This window comes from Psychrobacter phenylpyruvicus DSM 7000 = NBRC 102152, from assembly GCF_000685805.1.
Taxonomy (GTDB): domain Bacteria; phylum Pseudomonadota; class Gammaproteobacteria; order Pseudomonadales; family Moraxellaceae; genus Psychrobacter; species Psychrobacter phenylpyruvicus.
On sequence record NZ_JMKP01000002.1, the window covers coordinates 104,388 to 125,106 of the forward strand.

General features: G+C 42.4%; 11 protein-coding genes. 2 read left to right on the forward strand and 9 right to left on the reverse strand.

Translation table 11 applies throughout. The features are described from left to right. Positions 1-313 precede the first annotated feature (313 nt). Positions 314-4,315, forward strand: coding sequence for a phosphoribosylformylglycinamidine synthase (purL, locus tag G561_RS0101250; RefSeq protein WP_028857927.1), 4,002 nt, complete (start codon positions 314-316; stop codon positions 4,313-4,315). A 989-nt stretch (positions 4,316-5,304) separates the two neighbouring features. Here purL and G561_RS13730 read toward each other — a convergent pair. The 3 genes from G561_RS13730 to G561_RS0101265 all read right to left on the reverse strand — a co-directional run bounded on the left by G561_RS13730 (position 5,305) and on the right by G561_RS0101265 (position 9,990). Then, positions 5,305-8,349, reverse strand: a complete 3,045-nt coding sequence (locus tag G561_RS13730; protein ID WP_051584292.1) for an HD domain-containing protein — start codon at positions 8,347-8,349, stop codon at positions 5,305-5,307. Positions 8,350-8,882: 533 nt separating this feature from the next. Then, positions 8,883-9,053, reverse strand: coding sequence for a hypothetical protein (locus tag G561_RS15290; RefSeq protein WP_155954108.1), 171 nt, complete (start codon positions 9,051-9,053; stop codon positions 8,883-8,885). A 61-nt stretch (positions 9,054-9,114) separates the two neighbouring features. Beyond that, positions 9,115-9,990 carry an N-acetylmuramoyl-L-alanine amidase gene (locus G561_RS0101265; protein ID WP_028857928.1) on the reverse strand — a complete coding sequence of 292 codons (876 nt, stop codon included), beginning with the start codon at positions 9,988-9,990 and terminating at the stop codon, positions 9,115-9,117. 408 nt (positions 9,991-10,398) lie between these two features. Between G561_RS0101265 and G561_RS0101270 the strand changes: the two genes are divergently transcribed. Beyond that, entirely contained in the window at positions 10,399-10,848 is a 450-nt protein-coding gene (locus G561_RS0101270) for a DUF2147 domain-containing protein (protein ID WP_028857929.1), read from the forward strand. A 160-nt stretch (positions 10,849-11,008) separates the two neighbouring features. Here the strand turns inward: G561_RS0101270 and G561_RS0101275 are convergent, their stop codons facing one another. From G561_RS0101275 to glnD, 6 genes are all read right to left on the reverse strand, one after another. Next, entirely contained in the window at positions 11,009-11,551 is a 543-nt protein-coding gene (locus tag G561_RS0101275) for a DUF421 domain-containing protein (RefSeq protein WP_028857930.1), read from the reverse strand. A 45-nt stretch (positions 11,552-11,596) separates the two neighbouring features. Further along, positions 11,597-13,603, reverse strand: a complete 2,007-nt coding sequence (locus tag G561_RS0101280; protein WP_028857931.1) for a D-alanyl-D-alanine carboxypeptidase/D-alanyl-D-alanine-endopeptidase — start codon at positions 13,601-13,603, stop codon at positions 11,597-11,599. 179 nt (positions 13,604-13,782) lie between these two features. Next, on the reverse strand, positions 13,783-14,388 hold the full coding sequence (locus tag G561_RS0101285) for a 3'-5' exonuclease (protein ID WP_028857932.1): 606 nt from the start codon (positions 14,386-14,388) through the stop codon (positions 13,783-13,785). Between the two features lie 16 nt (positions 14,389-14,404). After that, positions 14,405-16,405, reverse strand: coding sequence for a DUF294 nucleotidyltransferase-like domain-containing protein (locus tag G561_RS0101290; RefSeq protein WP_028857933.1), 2,001 nt, complete (start codon positions 16,403-16,405; stop codon positions 14,405-14,407). Between the two features lie 97 nt (positions 16,406-16,502). Then, positions 16,503-17,726, reverse strand: coding sequence for a succinyldiaminopimelate transaminase (gene dapC, locus G561_RS0101295; protein WP_028857934.1), 1,224 nt, complete (start codon positions 17,724-17,726; stop codon positions 16,503-16,505). Positions 17,727-17,932: 206 nt separating this feature from the next. Further along, positions 17,933-20,632, reverse strand: coding sequence for a [protein-PII] uridylyltransferase (gene glnD, locus G561_RS0101300; protein WP_028857935.1), 2,700 nt, complete (start codon positions 20,630-20,632; stop codon positions 17,933-17,935). Positions 20,633-20,719: the final 87 nt, after the last annotated feature.

Consider the following 20,719-nt stretch of genomic DNA (forward strand, 5'->3'; position numbering starts at 1 on the left):
TTGAGATAAATAAGGAATTAATAGCCATAGATTTGGTAGTTACTTATAAAGTATGAATTATAAAAACTGCTACAAAATGATTTTAGTTAGCAAAAGCAAGCTAAAGATAGTGGTTCTATGCCACGTTTGAGCCAAGTTCTTGCTATAATAGCGGCTAATTAAATCGGCTTTTTGCTCGATTGGGTGGTTATCCCTCCAAAAGTAACCAAATAAGTGTGACACTGAGCATTTTTTGTCTCGTTTCACTTTCACATAATATCGAAGTTTATTTTTTATACTTTTCTTCCCACTTAGATACTGCGGAAATTGCCTTATGATGACCCTCGCTGGACACCGTTTTTTAACCGAGTTTAAAACCAATCAACTGATTGAGCAGTTAAATAGCCAAACGGCATTAAAAGTGACTGGCATTGACACTCAACAAGTGTATGTCTTGTCGCGTGACCTTAACGATGCAGAGCGTAAAAAGGCCTTAGATTTATTAAATCAAGGCGAGGAAGTAGACCAAATTACAGCGACACAAGGACAGTGCCAAGTCATTGTGAGCCCCAGATTTGGGACCATTTCGCCTTGGTCAAGTAAGGCAACAGATATCTTCAATAACTGCGAGCTTGATGTTGAGCGTGTTGAACGCGTTATCGTATTTACCTTAAGCGGTGATAATCTGCCTGCGAAGTTACCAAAAGAAGCTGAGCAAATTTTGCATGACCGCATGACTCAAAGCTTGGTTTATGACTTCAGTAAGCTAGAGCAATTATTTGATGATCACAGCCCAGCTCGTCTAAATCATATTGATGTGATTGGTGAAGGGCGTGCGGCATTAGAGGCGGCCAACCAAGAGTTTGGCTTTGCGCTATCTAGTGAAGATATCGATTATTTGATGGACGCCTACGTTGATGAATTAAAGCGTAACCCAACTGACGTAGAGCTGATGATGTTTGCTCAGGCCAACTCAGAGCATTGCCGTCACAAAATCTTCAATTCAGAGTGGACCATCGATGGTGAGGTACAGCCAAAATCATTGTTTAAAATGATTCGCAACACTCATGAGAAAAACCCGCAAGGTATCTTATCGGCTTATAAAGACAACGCTGCGGTAATGGAAGGCTTTGAAGCTCAGCGCTTTTATCCGCTACCTAAAGATGAGCTTGGCGATGATGCGTTATCGACTGAAATGCATCAGTATGACTTCCATAATGAGAACATCGACATCTTGATGAAAGTTGAGACTCATAACCACCCAACAGCGATTGCCCCATATGCTGGTGCGTCAACTGGTGCCGGTGGTGAAATTCGTGATGAAGGGGCAACGGGCCGTGGGGGTAAGCCGAAAGCAGGTCTAACTGGCTTTAACGTCTCGCATCTACATCTACCAGAACTGCCAGAGAAATGGGAGCAGTCCGGTAAAGTAAGCACCAAAGACTATGGCAAGCCAGATCGTATGGCCTCAAGTTTGGAGATTATGACAGAAGCGCCTTTAGGCTCTGCTAACTTCTCAAACGAGTTTGGTCGCCCTAACTTATGTGGTTACTTCCGCTCATTCCAATTGGACACCAGTAAAGAGCAAGATGGTAGCGAGATGCGCGGTTACCACAAGCCTATTATGATTGCCGGGGGCTACGGTAACATCAAGCGTAACTTAGTTGAGAAAAATGGCATCCAAGAAGGCGACTTACTAATCGTACTGGGTGGCCCAGCGATGCAAATTGGTCTTGGTGGTGGTGCAGCTTCCTCTGTAGATAGTGGTGAGCTTGACGAAGGCTTAGACTTCGCTTCTGTACAGCGTGATAACGCTGAAATGGAGCGTCGCTGTCAAGAAGTTATCGATCGCTGCTGGTCTTTAGCCGGTGATGATGTTGAAAGCAGCAACTCTGGCAAAGATGGCAACCCAATCGTATCTATCCATGACGTGGGTGCTGGCGGCTTATCAAACGCTATGCCTGAGCTGGTGGATGACCATGACATGGGTGCTCACCTAAACCTACGTCGTATTCCTTCATTGGAGGCGGGCATGTCGCCAATGGCCATTTGGTCGAATGAGGCGCAAGAGCGTTATGTATTGGCCATTCGTCCAGAAAGCGAAGAATTATTTGATGCCATCTGTAAACGTGAGCGTTGCCCGTACGCTATCTTGGGCACAGCAACAACCATCCGTCAGTTAAAAGTAGATGACGACCTATTGGACGACCAACCAGTAGATATGCCAATGCAGGTATTGCTTGGCGGTACACCACAAATGAAACGTTCATTTGAGCGTAGTGAGCCACAGCTGACAGCATTAGATTTATCAACCACTAAGCTAACAGAGGCTGTGCATGATGTATTACGTCACCCAACCGTAGCCAGTAAGTCTTTCTTAATCAGTATCGGTGACCGTTCTATTACCGGTATGGTCACCCAAGATCAGTATGTGGGCCGTTATCAAGTGCCTGTGGCAGACTGTGCTGTGACTAGCTCTGGCTTACTGTCAGATACTGGTGAGGCGATGAGTGTTGGTGAGCGTCCGCCTGTGGCTCTGATTAACCCAGCCGCTTCAGCGCGTTTGGCAGTGGCCGAAGCCATTACCAACATTGCTGGTGCTCGTATTGACAAGATTTCAGATATTACTTTGTCAGCAAACTGGATGGCAGCTTGTGGTGAGGACAAAGAAGATGAGGCTCTATTTGATGCGGTTTATGCCATCGGTGAAGAGTTATGTCCAGCTTTGGGTATAGCAATTCCAGTTGGTAAAGACTCATTGTCTATGCGTGCTGGTTGGACAGATGAAGACGGCGATAAGGCCGTAGTTAGCCCAATGAGCTTAGTGGTTACCGCTTTTGCTCCTGTGCAAGACGTGAACAAGACCTTAACCCCAGAGCTTAAAAATGCAGATTCAGCCTTATATCGCTTGGATCTATCAAAAGGTCAGTTCCGCTTAGGGGGTTCAATCCTAGCCCAGACTCAGAGCCAGCTAGGCGATGAGTGCCCAGACTTAGCCAGCCCACAAGACTTGATCAACTTCTTTAACTTTATCCAAGCGGGTAATGAGCAAGGCGTTATCAGTGCTTATCACGACATCGGTGATGGTGGCTTATTGGCGACTGTGGCAGAGATGCAGTTCACCAATCGTTTGGCAATTAACCTAAATCTAACCGATGACAATCTACTGGGTCAGTTATTCAGCGAGGAGCTGGGCGCAGTGATTCAGGTATTGCCTGAGCATGTGGAAGCTGTGATGGCATTGGCTGATGAGCATAATGTCGCTGATATGCTAAGCCTTGTGGGTCAAACCATTGAGACGCCAGTAGGCGGTGCCAACCAAGACAAGCTAACCATTATCACTCCATCACACCAAGGTGATAATGCGCTAGTATTTAACCGTAGCGATCTACAGCAAACTTGGACTAAAGTGAGTTATCAAATCGCTAAACGCCGTGATAACCCAGAATGTGTACAGCAAGAGTTTGACTTAATTGCCGATCCTAACCATCACGGTCTGATTGCTCAAGCCAACTTTGACTTAAACCAAAAAGTAGAAGAGCCATACTTACAGAGCCGTCCTACCAAGCCAAAAGTAGCTATCTTACGTGAGCAGGGCGTTAACGGTCAGTTAGAGATGGCAGCTGGATTTGAGCGTGCTGGCTTTGATGCGGTGGACGTTCACATGAGCGACTTACTTGAGGGCCGTATTGATTTACGCGACTTCAACGGTTTAGTAGCTTGTGGTGGCTTCAGTTATGGTGACGTATTGGGCGCAGGCTCTGGTTGGGCCAACTCAATCTTGTTCCATGACGAATTACGTATGCAGTTCGTGCGTTTCTTCGCCCGTCCAGACACCTTTAGTTTAGGGGTGTGTAACGGTTGTCAGATGATGGCACAGTTAAAAGACTTAATCCCAGGAGCGGAGAACTTCCCACGCTTCACTTATAACCAGTCAGCTCGTTTTGAAGCTCGTACTGTAAACGTGAAGATTGAGCGTACCAAGTCTATCTTATTAAAAGGTATGCAAGACAGCATCTTGCCGATTGCCGTAGCGCATGGTGAAGGTTTTGCGACCTTAAATGAGACGGATATTGAGGGTATGGCAAACCACGGTCAGGTTGCAATGCGCTATGTCGATAGCCAAGGCAATCCTACTGAGACGTACCCATTGAACCCGAACGGTTCTATCGGCGGGGTAACCGGTATTTGTAGTACTGACGGTCGTGTGACTCTTATGATGCCACACCCTGAGCGTAACTTACGCGCGATCAACCATAGCTGGAAGCCAGATGACTGGTCTGAGGACGGTGCGTGGATGCGTATGTTCCGTAATGCGAGAGCTTGGTTACGCTAAACCACCTTATCAGGTTGCAGGTAATACCTGTATGGTAAGGGGCGTCTTACGCACCAATGGATAAAATGTTTGTTGGTGCGTGGGACGCACCCTACTAAAGTGTTATTAAAAAAGGTGAGTCACTTAGTGGCTCACCTTTTTTTGTGGGTATGATTGTAGAGAAAAAGACAAAATCAAAAGCTTTAAAAGCATGGCCTCATTATTGCAGTTCCAATTAAGGGGAGAAATATGCGGGTCAAAAGTAGTTTTTCTTACAACACTATGTCCGTGCCTCGTCCCTCGGCGAAGAGCAGAAGCTTAATCCTACTATGAGTTATATTATTTAGTGGGCTGAAACAGAGGAGGGGCTTAATGCGATGTTAGTGTTTTAACTTACTAGCAGCGATAGAATGCTTGTTGGTGCGTGGGACGCACCCTACTAAAATTCTATTAAAAAGGGTGAGTCACCTAGTGTCTTTCGAAACCGTCAAGTTAAGCACTAATCCCTCTAATTTTAGCTAGTATTTTGTGATGGATCTCATCATTATCACAAATAGGATATCGACGTAAATGAGTATGTAATTGTGATACTTGTTTAAGTTCTTTTTCCACTTGTCTCTTTCTATCAGCAATTTGCTTACCTTGAAAACTAAACCACCTTATCAGGTCGCAGGTGAGACTTGTATGGTAGGGTGTCGCCTTGCGCACCAATGGATACAGTGCTTATCGGTGCGTGGGAGGCACCCTACTAAATAACTATTAAAAAAGGTGAGTCATTTAGTGGCTCACCTTTTTTTGTTTGGTCTTTTAGTGTTTTAAAACAGGAGAGCTAATCCTATTTTTGTACTTGTAGTTAGCGGTCTGTGTGGCGTAGTGCCTAAGCACAATGTCGTTTCTATTATCTCAATAATGTCTTTGTGCAAGGCGTTGTAAGCCACACACATACCATTAAGCTACCGCTTTAACTTGGGGCTAAGCCTCACCTTTGATACGATGTTTAAAACTTATATTTAAACTTCTAATGAGCTATTTTTAAAGAACTCTGCCCAAATTGGACTTTCCTTAGTTAAATCTTTGATTAGCTTAATCAAAGCGATATACCCTTTTTGAATAGTTTCCATTGGTAGATTAGGCTTAATACTCTTTTTACTAACATACGTATATAGTTTATCAAGATCATGAAGATGTATTTTTTTATTTTGGACATAAAAAGGAAATATAATACCAATTAGACTATTATCGTAATCAAAGCTATAAGTAACATAGTTGTGATTAACCTTTACGCTTAGAAAGCTAAAACTTTCAAACAAATAATAGTCTTTATAAAAATCATTAATTAATATTATGTTTTCTGAACTTAATCGACTATCTAAATGTAAAATTATGTCTGTAAAGAAGTCCGGGTCACTTTCAAATAGTGGTTGGTCTGATTGTTTTTTAGGAAGTTCAGTAACCTCAAAGTCTTTCAGTAGAGACTGAATGTCTATATTATTTGATTCATCAGGCTTTATAAATAGTAGTGTCTCATCATCAGTTATTCTCAGAGGATATTCTTGACTTTGTTTCGATACACGATAAACTTTAAAACTATGTTCTTTAAAAAATTTAATAGTAGCATCATAGTAAAAGTCGTTAATTTGAGGGTAGATATCAATATGTTTGAAAGTTAAGGCTTCTACTAGCTCTTGTCTTATCTCTTCATTGATATTTTTGCCACCAGTTAAAAATATCTTAGTAGTTAGCATCTCTTTAACTGAAGTTTCTTTATTGAAAAGAAAGTCACTAATGTCATCTATCTCAAAATTCTCTAATATAATACGTCTAATAATCTCAAAACCTAATTTTTTATTATATTCAAAGCCGTGAACAATCCTAGCTTTATTTTCTTCAGTTAAATCTTGTTTTAAGATGGTATTTTTAATATCAGATATGGTGGTTTGTATAGCAGAGTATTGCCAATCATTTCTATTAATGGTAACAAAATGCTTTGCCTCACCGTATACATCTAAATATATACTTACGTTATGTGAAATATACAAAGCATCCATCGTTTCTCTACTACTCGGTATATCTTGCCCTCTGAAACCGTTATATGAGTAATGGTTTTCATTTTTAGTACATATTGTATCGGGTACAAAAATTTCAACGGCGCAATAGCAGTCTTTAAACTTTAACCATGCTATATCTCTAATAGTATGTTTATCATAATTTTCATTAATACTATACTGGTATTGTTCTGACTTTTCTAAAATAGCTTCATTATAGACAATCTTGGGACTATTTCTGTTAAAAGTGTTATACGTTTCAACTAGTAAGTCACTAAGATCGTAGAGAGCTTCATCAACGAGGAAAGAGGATGCAATTACGTCAGTTTTAAAATAAAGTTCAGTTGTTGTACCGTAATTCAAGCTTAAATCAGGTTCTAATTGATTGATAAAGCAAAACCCATCATCCTTTCCAAGGGGCGAGTTTAATCTAACTTCTAACGTTGTATGGTCAAAAATATTTTTGGTAATAAACTTTAAGTGTTGATACTTAGAGGGTAGATTTTTATTTAATAGAAATGCACTGTGAAGACCGATACCAAAAGTTCCTGATGGTCGCATCCATATTGGCATATTTTTTATAACTTTACGTTTACGTAGATTTCTGTTTGAACCTCCCATATATTGCATATATTTTAAATCTTCTAAACTGATACCAGTTCCATCATCTTTAATGATAAGCTTCCATATATTTTCTAAACTATCAGTTGTTTTTATAAGTTCTAAATCTAGTTTTATAGAATAATCTTTAATTATGTCTATGACCTTACTATCGTAGGGACTACCTTTTTCTAATGCTAATATTTTTTCAGGGTATTGCTGGGCATCAATCCAGATTCTTATAAGAGTTGCATCAATAGCATTTTGTATAAGTTCTCTGAAAACATCAATTATTCCACTATATAGGTTATTGCCCTGTAATAATTCAATTACACTCTTCTCATCAAGCGAAAACTTCATAGGCTTGTCATTAAGCAATATCTTCGAGTCAGCCATTTCTACATCAAGCTTATTAATTGTTGGTAACAAACCGAATTCACGACTAGGCACAATATTTTTCCATTGTGACATTTGGTTTTGAATCTCTTCCTTGATCCAATCAAACCATCTACGACACTCGATATATGACATTTCTGTATTACAAATAGCAGTCACGCTAACCGTTTCATTGTCTAATTGGAATTCACGGATTGCTTGATGTTTGTGCTTATGCGTTTCGCTTAAAGAGGGCATATTACCGACTTGTCTCGCCATGACAGGACAAAAGCGGTTGTCGTCTATATCAAACAAATCTCCCAAACGTAGCATACAGGCGACAAATCGAGGGTGACAGTTTTCAGTACCCATACCTGTCTGTCTAAACGGCAATTCACTCATAACATAATTAAAGCTTTTACCATGCGATAAACAAATCTGTGCAAGATAGCTATATATACGCTGTGGTAAAAGCTCAGTACGCGGTGAGCTAATATTTAGTTTCTCAAAAGGCTTAAGAACGACTTGTTGCGAATTTTGAGGATGATCACGACGATACCATTCAGCAACCATTTGGCGGTACTTCTCGACACCTTTATAGGGGTTATCATAAGAAACAAGAGCGACTTCCCAGCCCTCGTTATGCCAAACTTTGGCAAATTCATGTAAGTCTTGTGCGTTGTTATTCGCTAGCTCTTCGACGTAATCTTTAAATTTCTCGTTATTTACGACTTCTTGGACGTCGTCTGCACTAAACAACATACCAATGTCATGCCAGTATGCAGCTTCTAACATCAGCCAAGTATCTGTTGCAGTTAGTTTGCTAATATTATCACCTAGCAGTCGTTCAATATTGACTAAGATTTGCTGAGAATGCGACTCGTTATGACTACTAAAGTGCGGATAGTAGCTACCAACGTTTTCAAGAGATTTGCCGACGAGCTTTTCATCAAATTCCCACTGCGACATTAATATCTTTGTATTTGGATCTTGTTCCGTCTTGTCTTTTAAATGTTTGATTAATCCTGCACTCATAAGTAGCCCTTAGTAAGTTATTTGCTATATTTAGAGTTTAGCACGACTAATTAAAATTTGACTTTGAAAACTAATGATTTGCGACATCCGGTGACGTTGTATTTGGGTTGCCGAGGGACGAGGTGCGTATCAGTCATTATAGAAACTCGGAGCCTGAAATCGCATATTTCGGAGGGTTATAAATGGTAGATAATGAGGCCATGCTTTTGCTTTTTTTCTTTTAGCTATTGCTCGTATTGACAGTTAAGCCAACCGACTTTTGACCTTATATGTTAAGTTTTCCTGCATCGTGGCACCGGCTAATAAGGTCGGGCAGTCGCTACAGAATTAATAGTGGTAAGGTTTTATCTCATAATTGAAAATTCAATTTAACCGATGCTGAAATTGCGGCTATTACAATGCGGGGCAAAAATCTTAACCAATTTAGTGTTTAGAGTAAGCTGTGTTTTGCGGTCAAGAATCCCATTAAGCCCGCTATATTGCGAGCTTAAAAGGTCGCTCTTTTTTAGGGTAACGAGGCAAAGGAGGCAGGACTATTTCTCTTTGTTTTGAGCCTGTTCAATGAGTTCTTTGACTCTTGCGCTTTCTTTTAAGACACAAGCTTCATAAGCTGACAACTCTTTGGCTTGTTGCTCTGCCTGTTTTTCCTGCTCTTCTTTTTGCTTGAAATACTCTTCTAGCTCTTGTGGTTGTGAATAACTCATTACCAGCTCCTTATGTTTCTTTATTTGGTGTAGATTTGGTTGTTTAATAAAGTGTTTATGGCTAACTGTAGCTAGAGCGACCGACATACTTTTTATTCAGTGCCCTTAAGATAGCGTAAGTCTCTAGATCCATCACTCCATTTATCTTCTGGGGCCGGAAGTGGAGCTGAAAAGCATAAATGACATCACGGCTAGGTTTATCCCATTCATTGCTGTCATTTATTTGATAACCATAGTCGCTAAATAGCTGTTTGATCTCGGGTATGCTGGCGCTCTTAAATGAGCCATCAGCCATAAACTGTTGTTTGTCACTTTCATCATACCAAGCGCCCACACCATATTGTCTATATAACTGCTCCCAAGGGAACTTAGCGCCTGGGTCAATTTTACGCGACGGTGCCATGTCTGAGTGGCCAATAATATTGGTAGGCTCAATCTCATAACGTGCGGCGATGTCTTGTACCAGATGAGCCACCTTCTGAATCTGCAACTCGGTGAAATCAACATAATGATGCGGTGGGTGATAGCCGTTATTTGCCTCTAATGCCATCTTGGCGTTTTGACCACGGAACTCTGGGGCGATACCCAAGTTTACAATCTCAATGCCAATAGAGGTGTCGTTTAATATCTGCCTGCCGTCAAATCCTCCTGCACCGGCATGCCAAGCCCGCTCATTTTCAGCAACCAATTGATATATTGTTTGGTTATTAGCCAGCGGCACCAAATAGTGGGCACTGACATTGCCTTTGGTGAGAATCTCTAATGAGGCGGCTTCGTTTTCGGCAGTGTAGTGTAAAACAATGAACCGAATGCGCTGGCTTTTACCTTGGGCCTGATGACTTTTATCAATGACATAATGGGGTGCTGAATGGACAGCACAGCCACTGAGTAAAGACAGGGCGAGACTTATGCCAACAACGGCTTTTATTTTCATCATAGAGTTACTTTTTAAAGATAATGGGCCAAATAGAATGGACCGAGCAATTAGTGTTTGGCTAACTAAACTAACTGATTTGGCTAACTAATTTGGTTAACTGATTTGGCTAAATAGGCAGCTTTATTATAGCGTGAATATTAGGGCCATACTGTGTAAGAGAGTTTCAGCTTAGATACAACCATACTGTAATGTTGCTAGAATTAAGGGTTTGAGGAGTTAAAGACTATATTAAGTAAAAATTCATGGCTTACTATCGACATACCAAAAATTAAATTGTATGATTGCGTTAATCTCATAAATAAAACGACAGTATATAGTTGTTATAAAAGGGATTGCTTCTAACTTTGTTTTGATACCATCAAAACGGATACCTTAAATGGATTTATTTATTGTTCGATAGGAGTCGATATGAAACGCTTAACTACATTACTTGCTACAGCAACCCTAACAGGTCTATTATCAACCACAGCTATGGCTGCTTCATTAAATGGCACGCAGTGGCAGTCTATTGATGATAAGACAAAAGAGAAAAAAGCGGTTATCAAAATGACCGAGTCAAACGGTGTTGTGACAGGGACAATCATCAAGCTAAATGATGCTTCACAAGCAAAAGAAGTTTGCTCAAAATGTGAAGGGTCATTAAAAAATAAACCGATTGTTGGTCTACCAATTTTAACCAAGCTTAAAGCTGATGGTAATAATAGCTGGTCTGGTGGTGACTTGGTCGATCCAGAAAGTGGCAAGGTTTATGGTGGTACTGTAAAGCTTTCTGAAGATGGTAAAACCCTGAAGCTTACCGGTAACGTGAAAGGAATGCCATTCTTGAAACGTAGCCAAACTTGGACTCGTGTTAAATAAATAGCTTTAACAGCCTAGCAGCTACCATAAAGGCTATAGGTATAATAAAGCTTAAAGATAAAAAAAGGTTAAAGGGCAGTGCTCTTTAACCTTTTTTTATGACTAAGTTTTGACAGTTATGCCTCACTATAATTATAACTCACCGTTGATGGCTCAAAGCTTATAAAAGAGCTTTTAAGGTATCAGAAGGCTTTATATCACCCTGCGCATCGAGCCTATCACTCTCATCTCGCTTTGGTACCACAGTTAATTTAGCATCGCTTTCAAAAATTACCGCCGCCACATCTTCATAATCATGAATGCCTTCACTGCGCATGGCACACTCAATTTCTTGACGAGTTAAACGCTCTTCGCGCATGGCTTCGGGTAAAAACTGACCTTGATAAAACACCACACGAGGCTCAGAGAGAATGGTTTTAGCAAACTCAGGAGACAAGGAGGCATATTTAGTCACTAGATATTGCAAAGTAAGTAAAGTGATTATCGAAGCCATTCCTTCAATGATAGGAACGTTTTTTAAAATGATTGTACTGGCTCCTATCGAGCCAATCATTACCGTCACCACCCAATCAAAGTTATTCAGCTGTGAGGTAGAACGTTTACCAGATACTTTATGCAACAATACAATGCTGATATAAACCACTACCGCTGAGATTACCATGCGTAGCAAGGTTTGTTGACTGTCAAAAAATAACATATCCATAATTTATCAGGTGTCCTTTAATCTATGACAAATTGGCTCATAGAATTATTGTTTAGCTGTCCAGTCTAGCATTGTATCTAGCACGTAACGAGCTTGGTAAGTATTGAAAGGCTGACCAGTCGCAGAGCCATTAATTATCCCAACTACCACATAATCCTGACCCGACTGACCACGAACATAGCCTGCCATTGAGGTAACATCATTTAAAGTACCGGTCTTAATCCAAGCTCGGCCTATGGCTGCAGAGCTTGGCAGTCTATCGGCATGTTCTGTGATAGTACCGCTCACGCCCGCGACACCTAAGGAGTTAACATAGGTATCAAAGTTTGGGTGATTGTAAGCAAAGCTAAGTAATTCTGCTAAATTCTCTGCCGTCACCGTACAGTCGCGACATAAGCCGGAGCCATTGGTCATGACTGGAGGTAAGGTGGTTAAATTGCTTTGCCACCACTGATTAATGGTAGCCAGTGACTTTAAATAATCAGAGTGCTGAGTCTGCCTAGACTTTATGACCTTAGTGATAGGCTTGGCGTCAGAGTCCTCAGACTTTTGCTGAACCTTAGTGTACAACGGCAAGGTTAAGGTCACTTGCTCGGTCATCACATTATTTGAATAGTGATTGATGTCATAAATTTGTTGTGACAGCGGTAATGAAGGGTAGCTGACAAACGGTAGTGGCGAGGACGGTAGCAATGGGAAAGACTGGGTCAGAGCAGAGCCTGCACTCATATCAAAATAGTTGCCAAACCGACCTATTATAGGACTTTCTGTATTAATCATTTCTCCTGAGACTGTGTTGCCAAGTCCTAGGAACTTAATATTACCCGATAAAGTATTACCTAGGTTTAGCCATTGGTTTTTTATCACGCGTTTGGCAAAGTCTTTGGCATCTGGATAAGCTATATAAAAAGTATGGGTGCCACAGCTTTCTGGTACTTTTTTATTGAACACCAGTCCTGAGTCTCGCCAAATAGGAGCCAGACTTGATCGAGCCGACGCACATCTTCCGCTAGAGGTATTCGCCAGTATGTCAGGCAGCTCGTAATCTGCCAATCGCGGCTTGTAATAAAGTTTGGAGAGGCCTTTTTGGCTATCATTTAATAAAGGAACCGCGGTTACCTCTACGGAGCTATAATTAACCAATAGGCCATCAGGGCTGGCGTTGTAAGGACGCAGAGGATCATTGTCAAATGCTGCAGGGTCTTTAGTTACCCCTTGGAATACTGAACTGTCTAAAATTATGTCGCCTTTGATGTGCTGAATGCCTGACTTTTGCACCTGCTCTAATAATTTATTTAAGCGCTGGGTGGTAAGTTTAGGGTCACCACTGCCTTTGATAATTAAGTCACCATATAGGGTATTGGCTGAGATAAATCCAGTGTGATATACCTGGGTAAACCAAACGAAGTCTGGGCCCAATAAATCCAAAGCGACAAAGGTAGGGATCAGCTTCATGGTGCTGGCAGGCGTTCGCGGTAGGTCGGCTAAGTGTCTGACTGGGAACTCTATGTTTGTAGCAGACTGTCCTACGAGGGCTGAGCCTGTTACCTCACTACTGGTAGTAGTGGCTTGAGAGGCAGTTTGATTTGGTAGCGAGCTGGCAGGCGTGGTCGTTGTGGCAGCAGTGCTTTGCTGAGTAGAGGCTTTAGACTCAGTAGTAGTAACCACAGACTTTAGCAGAGTGCTTGGGGTTTCGGGCGGTAGAGCATCTGGATCAGAAGGCTCCGGTTTCAATACTTTGGCCTGTTCGGGATTAATGGTTTTGGGTAATCTGCTTTTTTTTGGGGTAGATTGCGCATTGTTATTTGTCCCAGTATTTACCGGCATACCAGTATTCACCGGCATAATAATTAAGCTAATATCCTCGGTACTAATCTTAGCGCGATTTAATGCAGATTCTACAGGAGCAGGAAGCTGAGCTTGAGCCCATGGTGATAAACCCAGACACAAACTTAACGCGGCTGCTATTTTTTTGAAAGGCAGGCTGCTGGTCTGTTTATGAGAATGACAAGAAGTTGCTGCAGTACGGTGTTTGGGGTTAGACAGAGTCATAGTTTTACAATCAACGGTTGAGTTTAAGACAGCGAAAATTGGTTTAAATTCGTCATTATAACGGTTCGGGCAGTTAATAAATACAGGGATAAAGACAATTGTCAGCCAAAGACATTTTAAATCAAAGGTGGGCTAACAAGAGTCATAGGGCTTACAGCAGTATTATATAAGTAATTTGTTTATTTAAGATGCAAAAATGCCATAGCGGTCATTAAGGCATCATTGTAAGCGTCATGGGCCGCTAACTCCGGTAGCTGCAATTGCTGACTAATGGCACTTAGCTGCTGGGCTTGATGCGAGATGCCTTGAGTGCGGTTGCCACTGTATCGATTGTACAAGTCGCGTATATCGATAACGGTGTTCGGTAGGGCAGTGCCCATATAGGATTTGGTTATTTGATTCAAAAAACCTAAATCCAATTGAGGGCAGTAACCCACGATGGGCCTATTGCCGATAAAGGGCAATAAGCTCTGCAGCATCTGCTCATAACTTAAGCCGTTTTCCACGTCTAGCGGACGTAGGCCATGAATGACTATGGTGTCTTTTTTTGGCATGACAGGGGGACGGCAAATTAAGTGGAGGCCCTGACCGCTTTGTATTTGTGAGCCATTGATATGAATGGCGGCGATAGACAGCAGATGATCTTTTTTTGGATTCAATCCAGTCATTTCGCAATCAATGGCAACCCATTGGTTGGGCGGTGGTGGCTGAAACATGGCCTTAAGTTCAGGTCGAGTTAACTGCTTTAGATACCAAGCGGACTTTAGCTGCTGTACTAGGTTCATAATTCCCGCCCTTAGGTTAAGCAATATCTAATTGATAGCGTTGACGCAGTTCATTTTTGAAGCTTTTTACTACGTTGAGACACTCTTTTAATAAGTCTCTTTCTAGCGCAGATAACATGGCAGGGTCTACTTCTCGAGCCAGTTTGTTATCAGTAGCAAGTGCAATATCTAGCCGCCTCGCCATAAAGAACTCTAACGTCTCGTTTAAGGTTTCTGCCCGCTTATGAGTAATAACGCCTAGGCGAGCCAGTTGTTGCAGTCGAGCCTTGGTACTGGTGGCCTCAAAGATATCATTCTCTAAGGCTAAGGCACGAATACCGTGTACTAAAGGGAAGATCCCCGCTTTTTTTAGGTCAATGTCTTGTGGCATGGGTTTACCGATTAAAGGCACAAATTTTTTCCACCACTGATTAATCTCACCAAACTGCAAAGCGGCTTGGGCGAAGCTGCGCACAAACATAGGATCGGCACTGCGATGAGCGACTTGTAGATGTTTGCGCAGGCCCTCAAGCAGACGCTCATCACCGCAAACGTATGAGGCGTCTAATAATGATGAGAGCCAAATAGCATGCTCTGGCTCTTTTTGACTAAACCAGGTGGATACCTCAGATTTGAATCGGTTTAGGGGCTGTCGCCACAAGGGGTTGTTCATCATGATGTGACCCTCACACAGAGGATATCCCATGTCTGCTAGCGCTTGGTTAAAGGTCTGTGCATAGTCAGCAAGGTTAGGATCACTAAAGCCATTACGAATAATGAGCGCGTTATCTTGGTCTGTACGCATGATTTGTTCACCGCGACCCTCAGAGCCCATGACGATAATACAAGTATTTTCATAGACCATATCTGGCACGATTAAGCGCCATAGCTTGGCAAAAACGTGCGCATTTAACGCCTGTACAATGCGGCTAATCACCCCAATTTTGATGCCATTGTTGTGCTGGGTACGAATGTATTGACCGATAGATTCAACTGGCTGTTTTAGACCTTCGATACTATTGGCCTGCTCAATTTGTAACGACAAGAGCTGTGAGTGATGACTCAAAAAAGCCAATAAGTCACTTTGACCTAGCACTCCGATAACCTCCTCGTTTTCATCCAAAACGGGAAGACGGTGTACTCGGTAGCGAATCATGGTCAATAACGCTTCGCTAATATCTTGTTGATGAGAAATAGTGTGCAGTTTAAATTTGGCATAGTCTCGGCACAGCGTTGTGCTCATATCTACTTGCTCACTTACAGCACGGCAGATGTCTGCATCGGTTAATATACCGAGGTTGCTTTGATGGCTACGGGTAGGGTGACGCTCTACGGTAGGACTACGCTTTATCAACACATGCTTCAAGCCTGCCTTAGTCATGGTCATTGCCGCTTCAAACAAAGTGGCTGTCTCTGAGATGGTATGCACCTCCAGCATTCGAATGGCAGTGACCGGTTGCAGCATCAATTGCTGCGACTCAGCTTGGCTACCTGCCATAGAGCTGCTCAAGGAGTGATCAGGGTGGTGAGAAGCTGTACTGTTCAGGCTTCGCTCACTGTAAGCTTGCATGCGCTCAGCCAACTCGCCGCTCAGTAGCTTGCGGATATGACGGTTTTGTAGCGACAGCTTATCGATGGCCTCAGAGTCTACCTGTAGTAATAAACTGTCTTCTAGTGCGTGATAGCTATAAGTATTATGGGCTTGAGCTTGAGGTTGGGCTTGGGCTTGAAAGATGCTTGGAGAGGGGTCAGAGCTTGTCTGCTCGTTATCTGACATTAAGCCAAAATCGTTTGTTGGCTGCTTTCGAGCATCAAACCAGTCATTACTAAAGTTGGTAGCGGCAAAGTCATGTAGCTCATCTCCATTAAGCGTTTGTTGGATGCGTCCCTTTAAAACCACATAAAAGTAATTATGGTCCTCAGCAGTTAAGGCTTCGTTTTTGGCCAAATAGCGAATTTGAGTTTGCTTTTTGATAGTTTCACGTTCGCTTGAGCTTAAAACGTCAAAAGGAGGCTGGGTAAAGTCTAGCCTTGTCATAAACCACTCCCTGGTTATGTTTTTGTTTAGTTGTAATTGTAATCGTTTGGGTTTTAATTGTGCAGTAAATAGTTTTAGTAATATTCAAAGTAAAGGATTAGCTAAGCAGTGCCTTGATACGAGTTATGGCTTCCTGGCTTTCCTCGACACTGGCTACCAAAGCCAATCTGACGAAGCCTTTACCCGGATTGATACCATTAACTTCTCGCGATAAATAGCGACCGGCCAAAGCGTGAATGTTCACTTTTTCAAATAAAGCCTTCACAAAAGTCTCATCATCCGGCTCGCCTCGCTCATCTGTAAATTGCTCGGGGACTTGCACCCAAAAGTAAAAGCCAGCATCTGGTTTATTAAGCTTTAGAAGCTCTCCAAGCTCACTCATCCATAAGTCGAACTTTTGGGCATAAAGCTGTCGGTTGTTTTCAACATGAGCTTCATCTTGCCAAGCAGCAATAGAGGCCAGCTGATGGTGAATCGGCAGGGCGCAGCCTTGATAAGTACGGTATTGAAGGTAAGGTTTGAGTAGGTCAGCATCACCCGCCACAAAGCCGGAGCGTAGTCCTGGTAAGTTTGAGCGCTTCGATAATGAGTGAAAAACCACACAGTTTTTATAGTCGTGGCGACCGATATTGGCACAGGCCTGTAGCAGACCTATCGGCGCCGTATCAAAATACAGCTCGCTATAACACTCATCACTGGCAATGATAAAGTCATGCTGATCAGACAACTCAATTAATGCCTGCCAGTCAGCTTCACTAAATATGGCTCCAGTAGGATTGTTAGGACTACAGACGAAGACAATTTGGGTGCGTTGCCATATCTCACTGGGTACAGAGCGATAATCGCCTTTAAAATCATTGTCAGCATTACACGCGACGAAATAAGGTTCTGCCCCGGCTAATAAAGTGGCCCCCTCATAGATTTGATAAAAAGGATTGGGCATGACTACCAAAGGTTTGTCACTGCTGCTTGTTGCTTTAGAGTTATCAATAGCCGCTTGTACAAAGCTAAATAAAGCTTCACGAGTGCCCATAACTGGGATAATCTGTGAGTCGACATCAATGTTTGATAACTTAAAGCGGCGGCTTAACCACTGAGCAATGGCTTGACGCAGTTCAGGTAGCCCATTAGTACTAGGGTAATTCTGTACTCTGTTTAGATTCTCAGCCAGTACATCTAACACAAATGCAGGGGGCTGATGCTTTGGCTCACCGATACCTAACTTAATGGTCTCATACTCACTGGCAGGCGTTGAGTCAGCTAAAAGTGTGGCCATTTTGGCAAAAGGGTAAGGGTGTAGTAGCTCTAATTTGGGGTTCATGGTCAGCCTTTTATTAATGTCGTTACTTGAACAGCTATTTTAACTATCTAATTATTTTAACTATCTAATAAGATTATGTGAGCGCTCTAATAAGGTTATGTGAGCGCTATGGGTGGTGGACAGTGTCCAAGCTCAATAGTTTCAAGGTCAGAATTTACTACAATTTTCCACCTTGTTTTTAGCGCTTCTGTTTTATCTTTAACGCTTTAGTTATTTGGGGTTAGCGCTTCAATTAAAGCGTTTTTTAATCGTTGTAGCTTGGCCTCACTGAGCATGGCATCGCCAATATCACTGATGTAAAACATATCCTCAGCACGCTCTCCTAAGGTTGTAATTCGAGCAGCATGGACCTCGATACCTTCATTTAAGAAGATCTGTCCGATACGGGCCAGTAACCCAGGTTGATCAAGCGTGGTCAGGCTCATTACATGCTGGCGACTCGCTTCATTATAGTGAAAGTCAATAGTGGTAGGCACTTGGAAATTCTTTAGTCGGCGGGGTAGACGCTTTTGTACCAGCTTTGGACTCTCTGGATTTTTGAATGCTTCAATCAGGCGCCGGCTTAACTCTTTGCGCGACTCAGGATCGGTTAACAAAGTGCCATGACGGTCTAGTAAAACATAAGAATCTAAAGCAAAGTCACGAGTAGCAGTAATGATTCTAGCGTCTAATACATCCAAGTTCATCTGATCAAAGACAGCCATGGTTACCGCAAATAGATTGGCTTGATTTTGGGTATAAATAAAGATTTGTACCGCATCAAGCGCTAATTCTCTATGTTCACGAAGTACAATCAGTGGCTCACTGCTAGCATCTGAAGCTTTACCAATTGGCGGGTGATTCAAAATAGCTTCAGTATGCCACATGATGGCTTCAGGAATCTCTCGCAAGAAATACTCATCGCCTAGCTCATCCCATAGTGCCAACACCTCCTCTCTATTCATATGCTGATTGTCTACTTTATCTAGCATGGCTAATGCTTGCTGCCGGGTGGTGGCAATCATGTCTTGACGGTTGGTTGGGGCGTCTAAATCTGCGCGTAAAATTCGGCGGGTCTGGGTATAAAGCTGCTTCATTAGGCTGGCACGCCAACTGTTCCAAAGCTGAGGATTAGTCGCATTCATATCAGCGACCGTCAACACGTATAAGTGGTTTAAATGAGTAACGTTACCCACAGTATTGGCAAACTTAGTGACCACCTCAGGATCAGAGATGTCTTGCTTTTGGGCAGTCATCGACATCAATAAGTGATATCGGGTTAACCAACCGATTAGCTTGGCATCGGCCTCACTCATACCGTGATTTAAACAAAACTCAATGGCTTCAATCTCACCCAGTTCACTATGATCCCCGCCGCGACCTTTGGCAATATCATGAAAAATAGCGGCTAATATGATGATCTCTTTGCGCTCGATACGTTTATAAATTGAGCCCACTAAGCCAAAGTCGTCCTTATATTTAGGGTCGGTAAAGCGGTGCAGCATACGAACCAAAAGTAAGATGTGAGCATCTACCGTGTAACGATGAAATAAATCGTACTGCATTAATCCCACTAAGTTGGCGAACTGAGGTAAATAATTGGGTAATACCCCATAGCGTTTCATAATACGCAGACGCTGATACAAGTAGTTTTGCTCTTTGAGGTTGGCCAAAAACAGCTGTTTATGTAGCTCATTATCGCGGTAATTTTGATCAATACCTCGAGCAGCAATTTTTAATGCCCGTAGAGTGCGAGTGCGAATATTCTTAATGCCTTGCTGGCCCATCAATAAGAACATCTCTAAGATGGCTTCAGGATGCTGAGCAAAGACATGGTGATGAGCGATACCGATTTGATCGCCTACTTGATTAAAACGAGCATTTAACACAGTTTTTTTGGGACGCTCTGACTCAGGAAGACGGGCTTCAATCAGGGTTTCATAATAATGGGAGGTGAGCATTTCAGAGAGTGTTGAAATCTGCATCGCGCATCTATAATAGTCGCGCATGAAGCTTTCAACAGCGGCATTAGGCTCGTCTTCTGCAGTTTGTTCATAACCCATACGCTCGGCAATATCACGTTGATAATCAAACAGCAGTTTGTTTTCATTACGGCCGGTTAAGTGATGTAGATGATGACGGATAAGCCATAAGAAGTCTTCGGCAAACATCAGTTCATCAAATTCTCTTTCGGTTAAGAACTCTTGCGGTACTAAGTCATAAAGCTTGCCGATTCTAAAATAACGCTTGGTTATCCAGCCAATGGTATGGATATCACGTAGGCCACCGGGGGATTTTTTGATATCCGGTTCTAGGTTGTATTCAGTGCCGTTATGACGCAGATGACGGGCACGAGCTTCGGCCATTTTTGCGTCATAAAAGTCTTTTTGCGACCATAATTGTTGCACAATATCATTAGGAACATGACTTAGACTTTCATTGCCGGCCAACAGACGGGCTTCGAGCAGGTTAGTGGCAACGGTGATATCTGTGGCCACTTCTGCGCAGTCTTGTACGCTACGTACCGACAATCCCGGCTCAATACCTATGTCCCATAGTCTGGCTACAAAGGCATCTACTTTTTTATTGTCCTCATCATTTAAAGTGTCAGGAGACAGCAATAAAATATCCACATCTGAGTAGGGGGAAAGCTCGCCACGCCCATAGCCACCGACTGCAAACAATGCCAAATCAGTTTGTTGTAACTCATGCAGTTTGAACAGTTCAATAAGCAGGCTATCTATTGCTTCAGCACGTGCCTCAACCAAACTTCTTATATCCACTCCCTTAGCGAGTGCAGCTGAGATGTCCTCTTCAATCTGATTTAACCAGTCAGGTATGCCCAGGTTTCTAGCCTGGGTAGAGGAGACATTCGATAAGTCGGGTAACTCAGTAATTAAAGTGTCGATTGAGTCGGGAATAAACATGTTGGAATCCAAGCAAGGTCTGTGGGGTGGGGCTATTTACTTTACAAAACGGTTTAATTTATAAAATGGCTTACTTCATAAAGTGAC

Bases quoted from the DNA above. Each gene is read 5' to 3' on its own strand.
- purL (WP_028857927.1), top strand. From the start codon at position 314: ATGATGACCCTCGCTGGACACCGTTTTTTAACCGAGTTTAAAACCAAT.
- G561_RS13730 (WP_051584292.1), bottom strand. From the start codon at position 8,349: ATGAGTGCAGGATTAATCAAACATTTAAAAGACAAGACGGAACAAGAT.
- G561_RS15290 (WP_155954108.1), bottom strand. From the start codon at position 9,053: ATGAGTTATTCACAACCACAAGAGCTAGAAGAGTATTTCAAGCAAAAA.
- G561_RS0101265 (WP_028857928.1), bottom strand. From the start codon at position 9,990: ATGATGAAAATAAAAGCCGTTGTTGGCATAAGTCTCGCCCTGTCTTTA.
- G561_RS0101270 (WP_028857929.1), top strand. From the start codon at position 10,399: ATGAAACGCTTAACTACATTACTTGCTACAGCAACCCTAACAGGTCTA.
- G561_RS0101275 (WP_028857930.1), bottom strand. From the start codon at position 11,551: ATGGATATGTTATTTTTTGACAGTCAACAAACCTTGCTACGCATGGTA.
- G561_RS0101280 (WP_028857931.1), bottom strand. From the start codon at position 13,603: ATGACTCTGTCTAACCCCAAACACCGTACTGCAGCAACTTCTTGTCAT.
- G561_RS0101285 (WP_028857932.1), bottom strand. From the start codon at position 14,388: ATGAACCTAGTACAGCAGCTAAAGTCCGCTTGGTATCTAAAGCAGTTA.
- G561_RS0101290 (WP_028857933.1), bottom strand. From the start codon at position 16,405: ATGACAAGGCTAGACTTTACCCAGCCTCCTTTTGACGTTTTAAGCTCA.
- dapC (WP_028857934.1), bottom strand. From the start codon at position 17,726: ATGAACCCCAAATTAGAGCTACTACACCCTTACCCTTTTGCCAAAATG.
- glnD (WP_028857935.1), bottom strand. From the start codon at position 20,632: ATGTTTATTCCCGACTCAATCGACACTTTAATTACTGAGTTACCCGAC.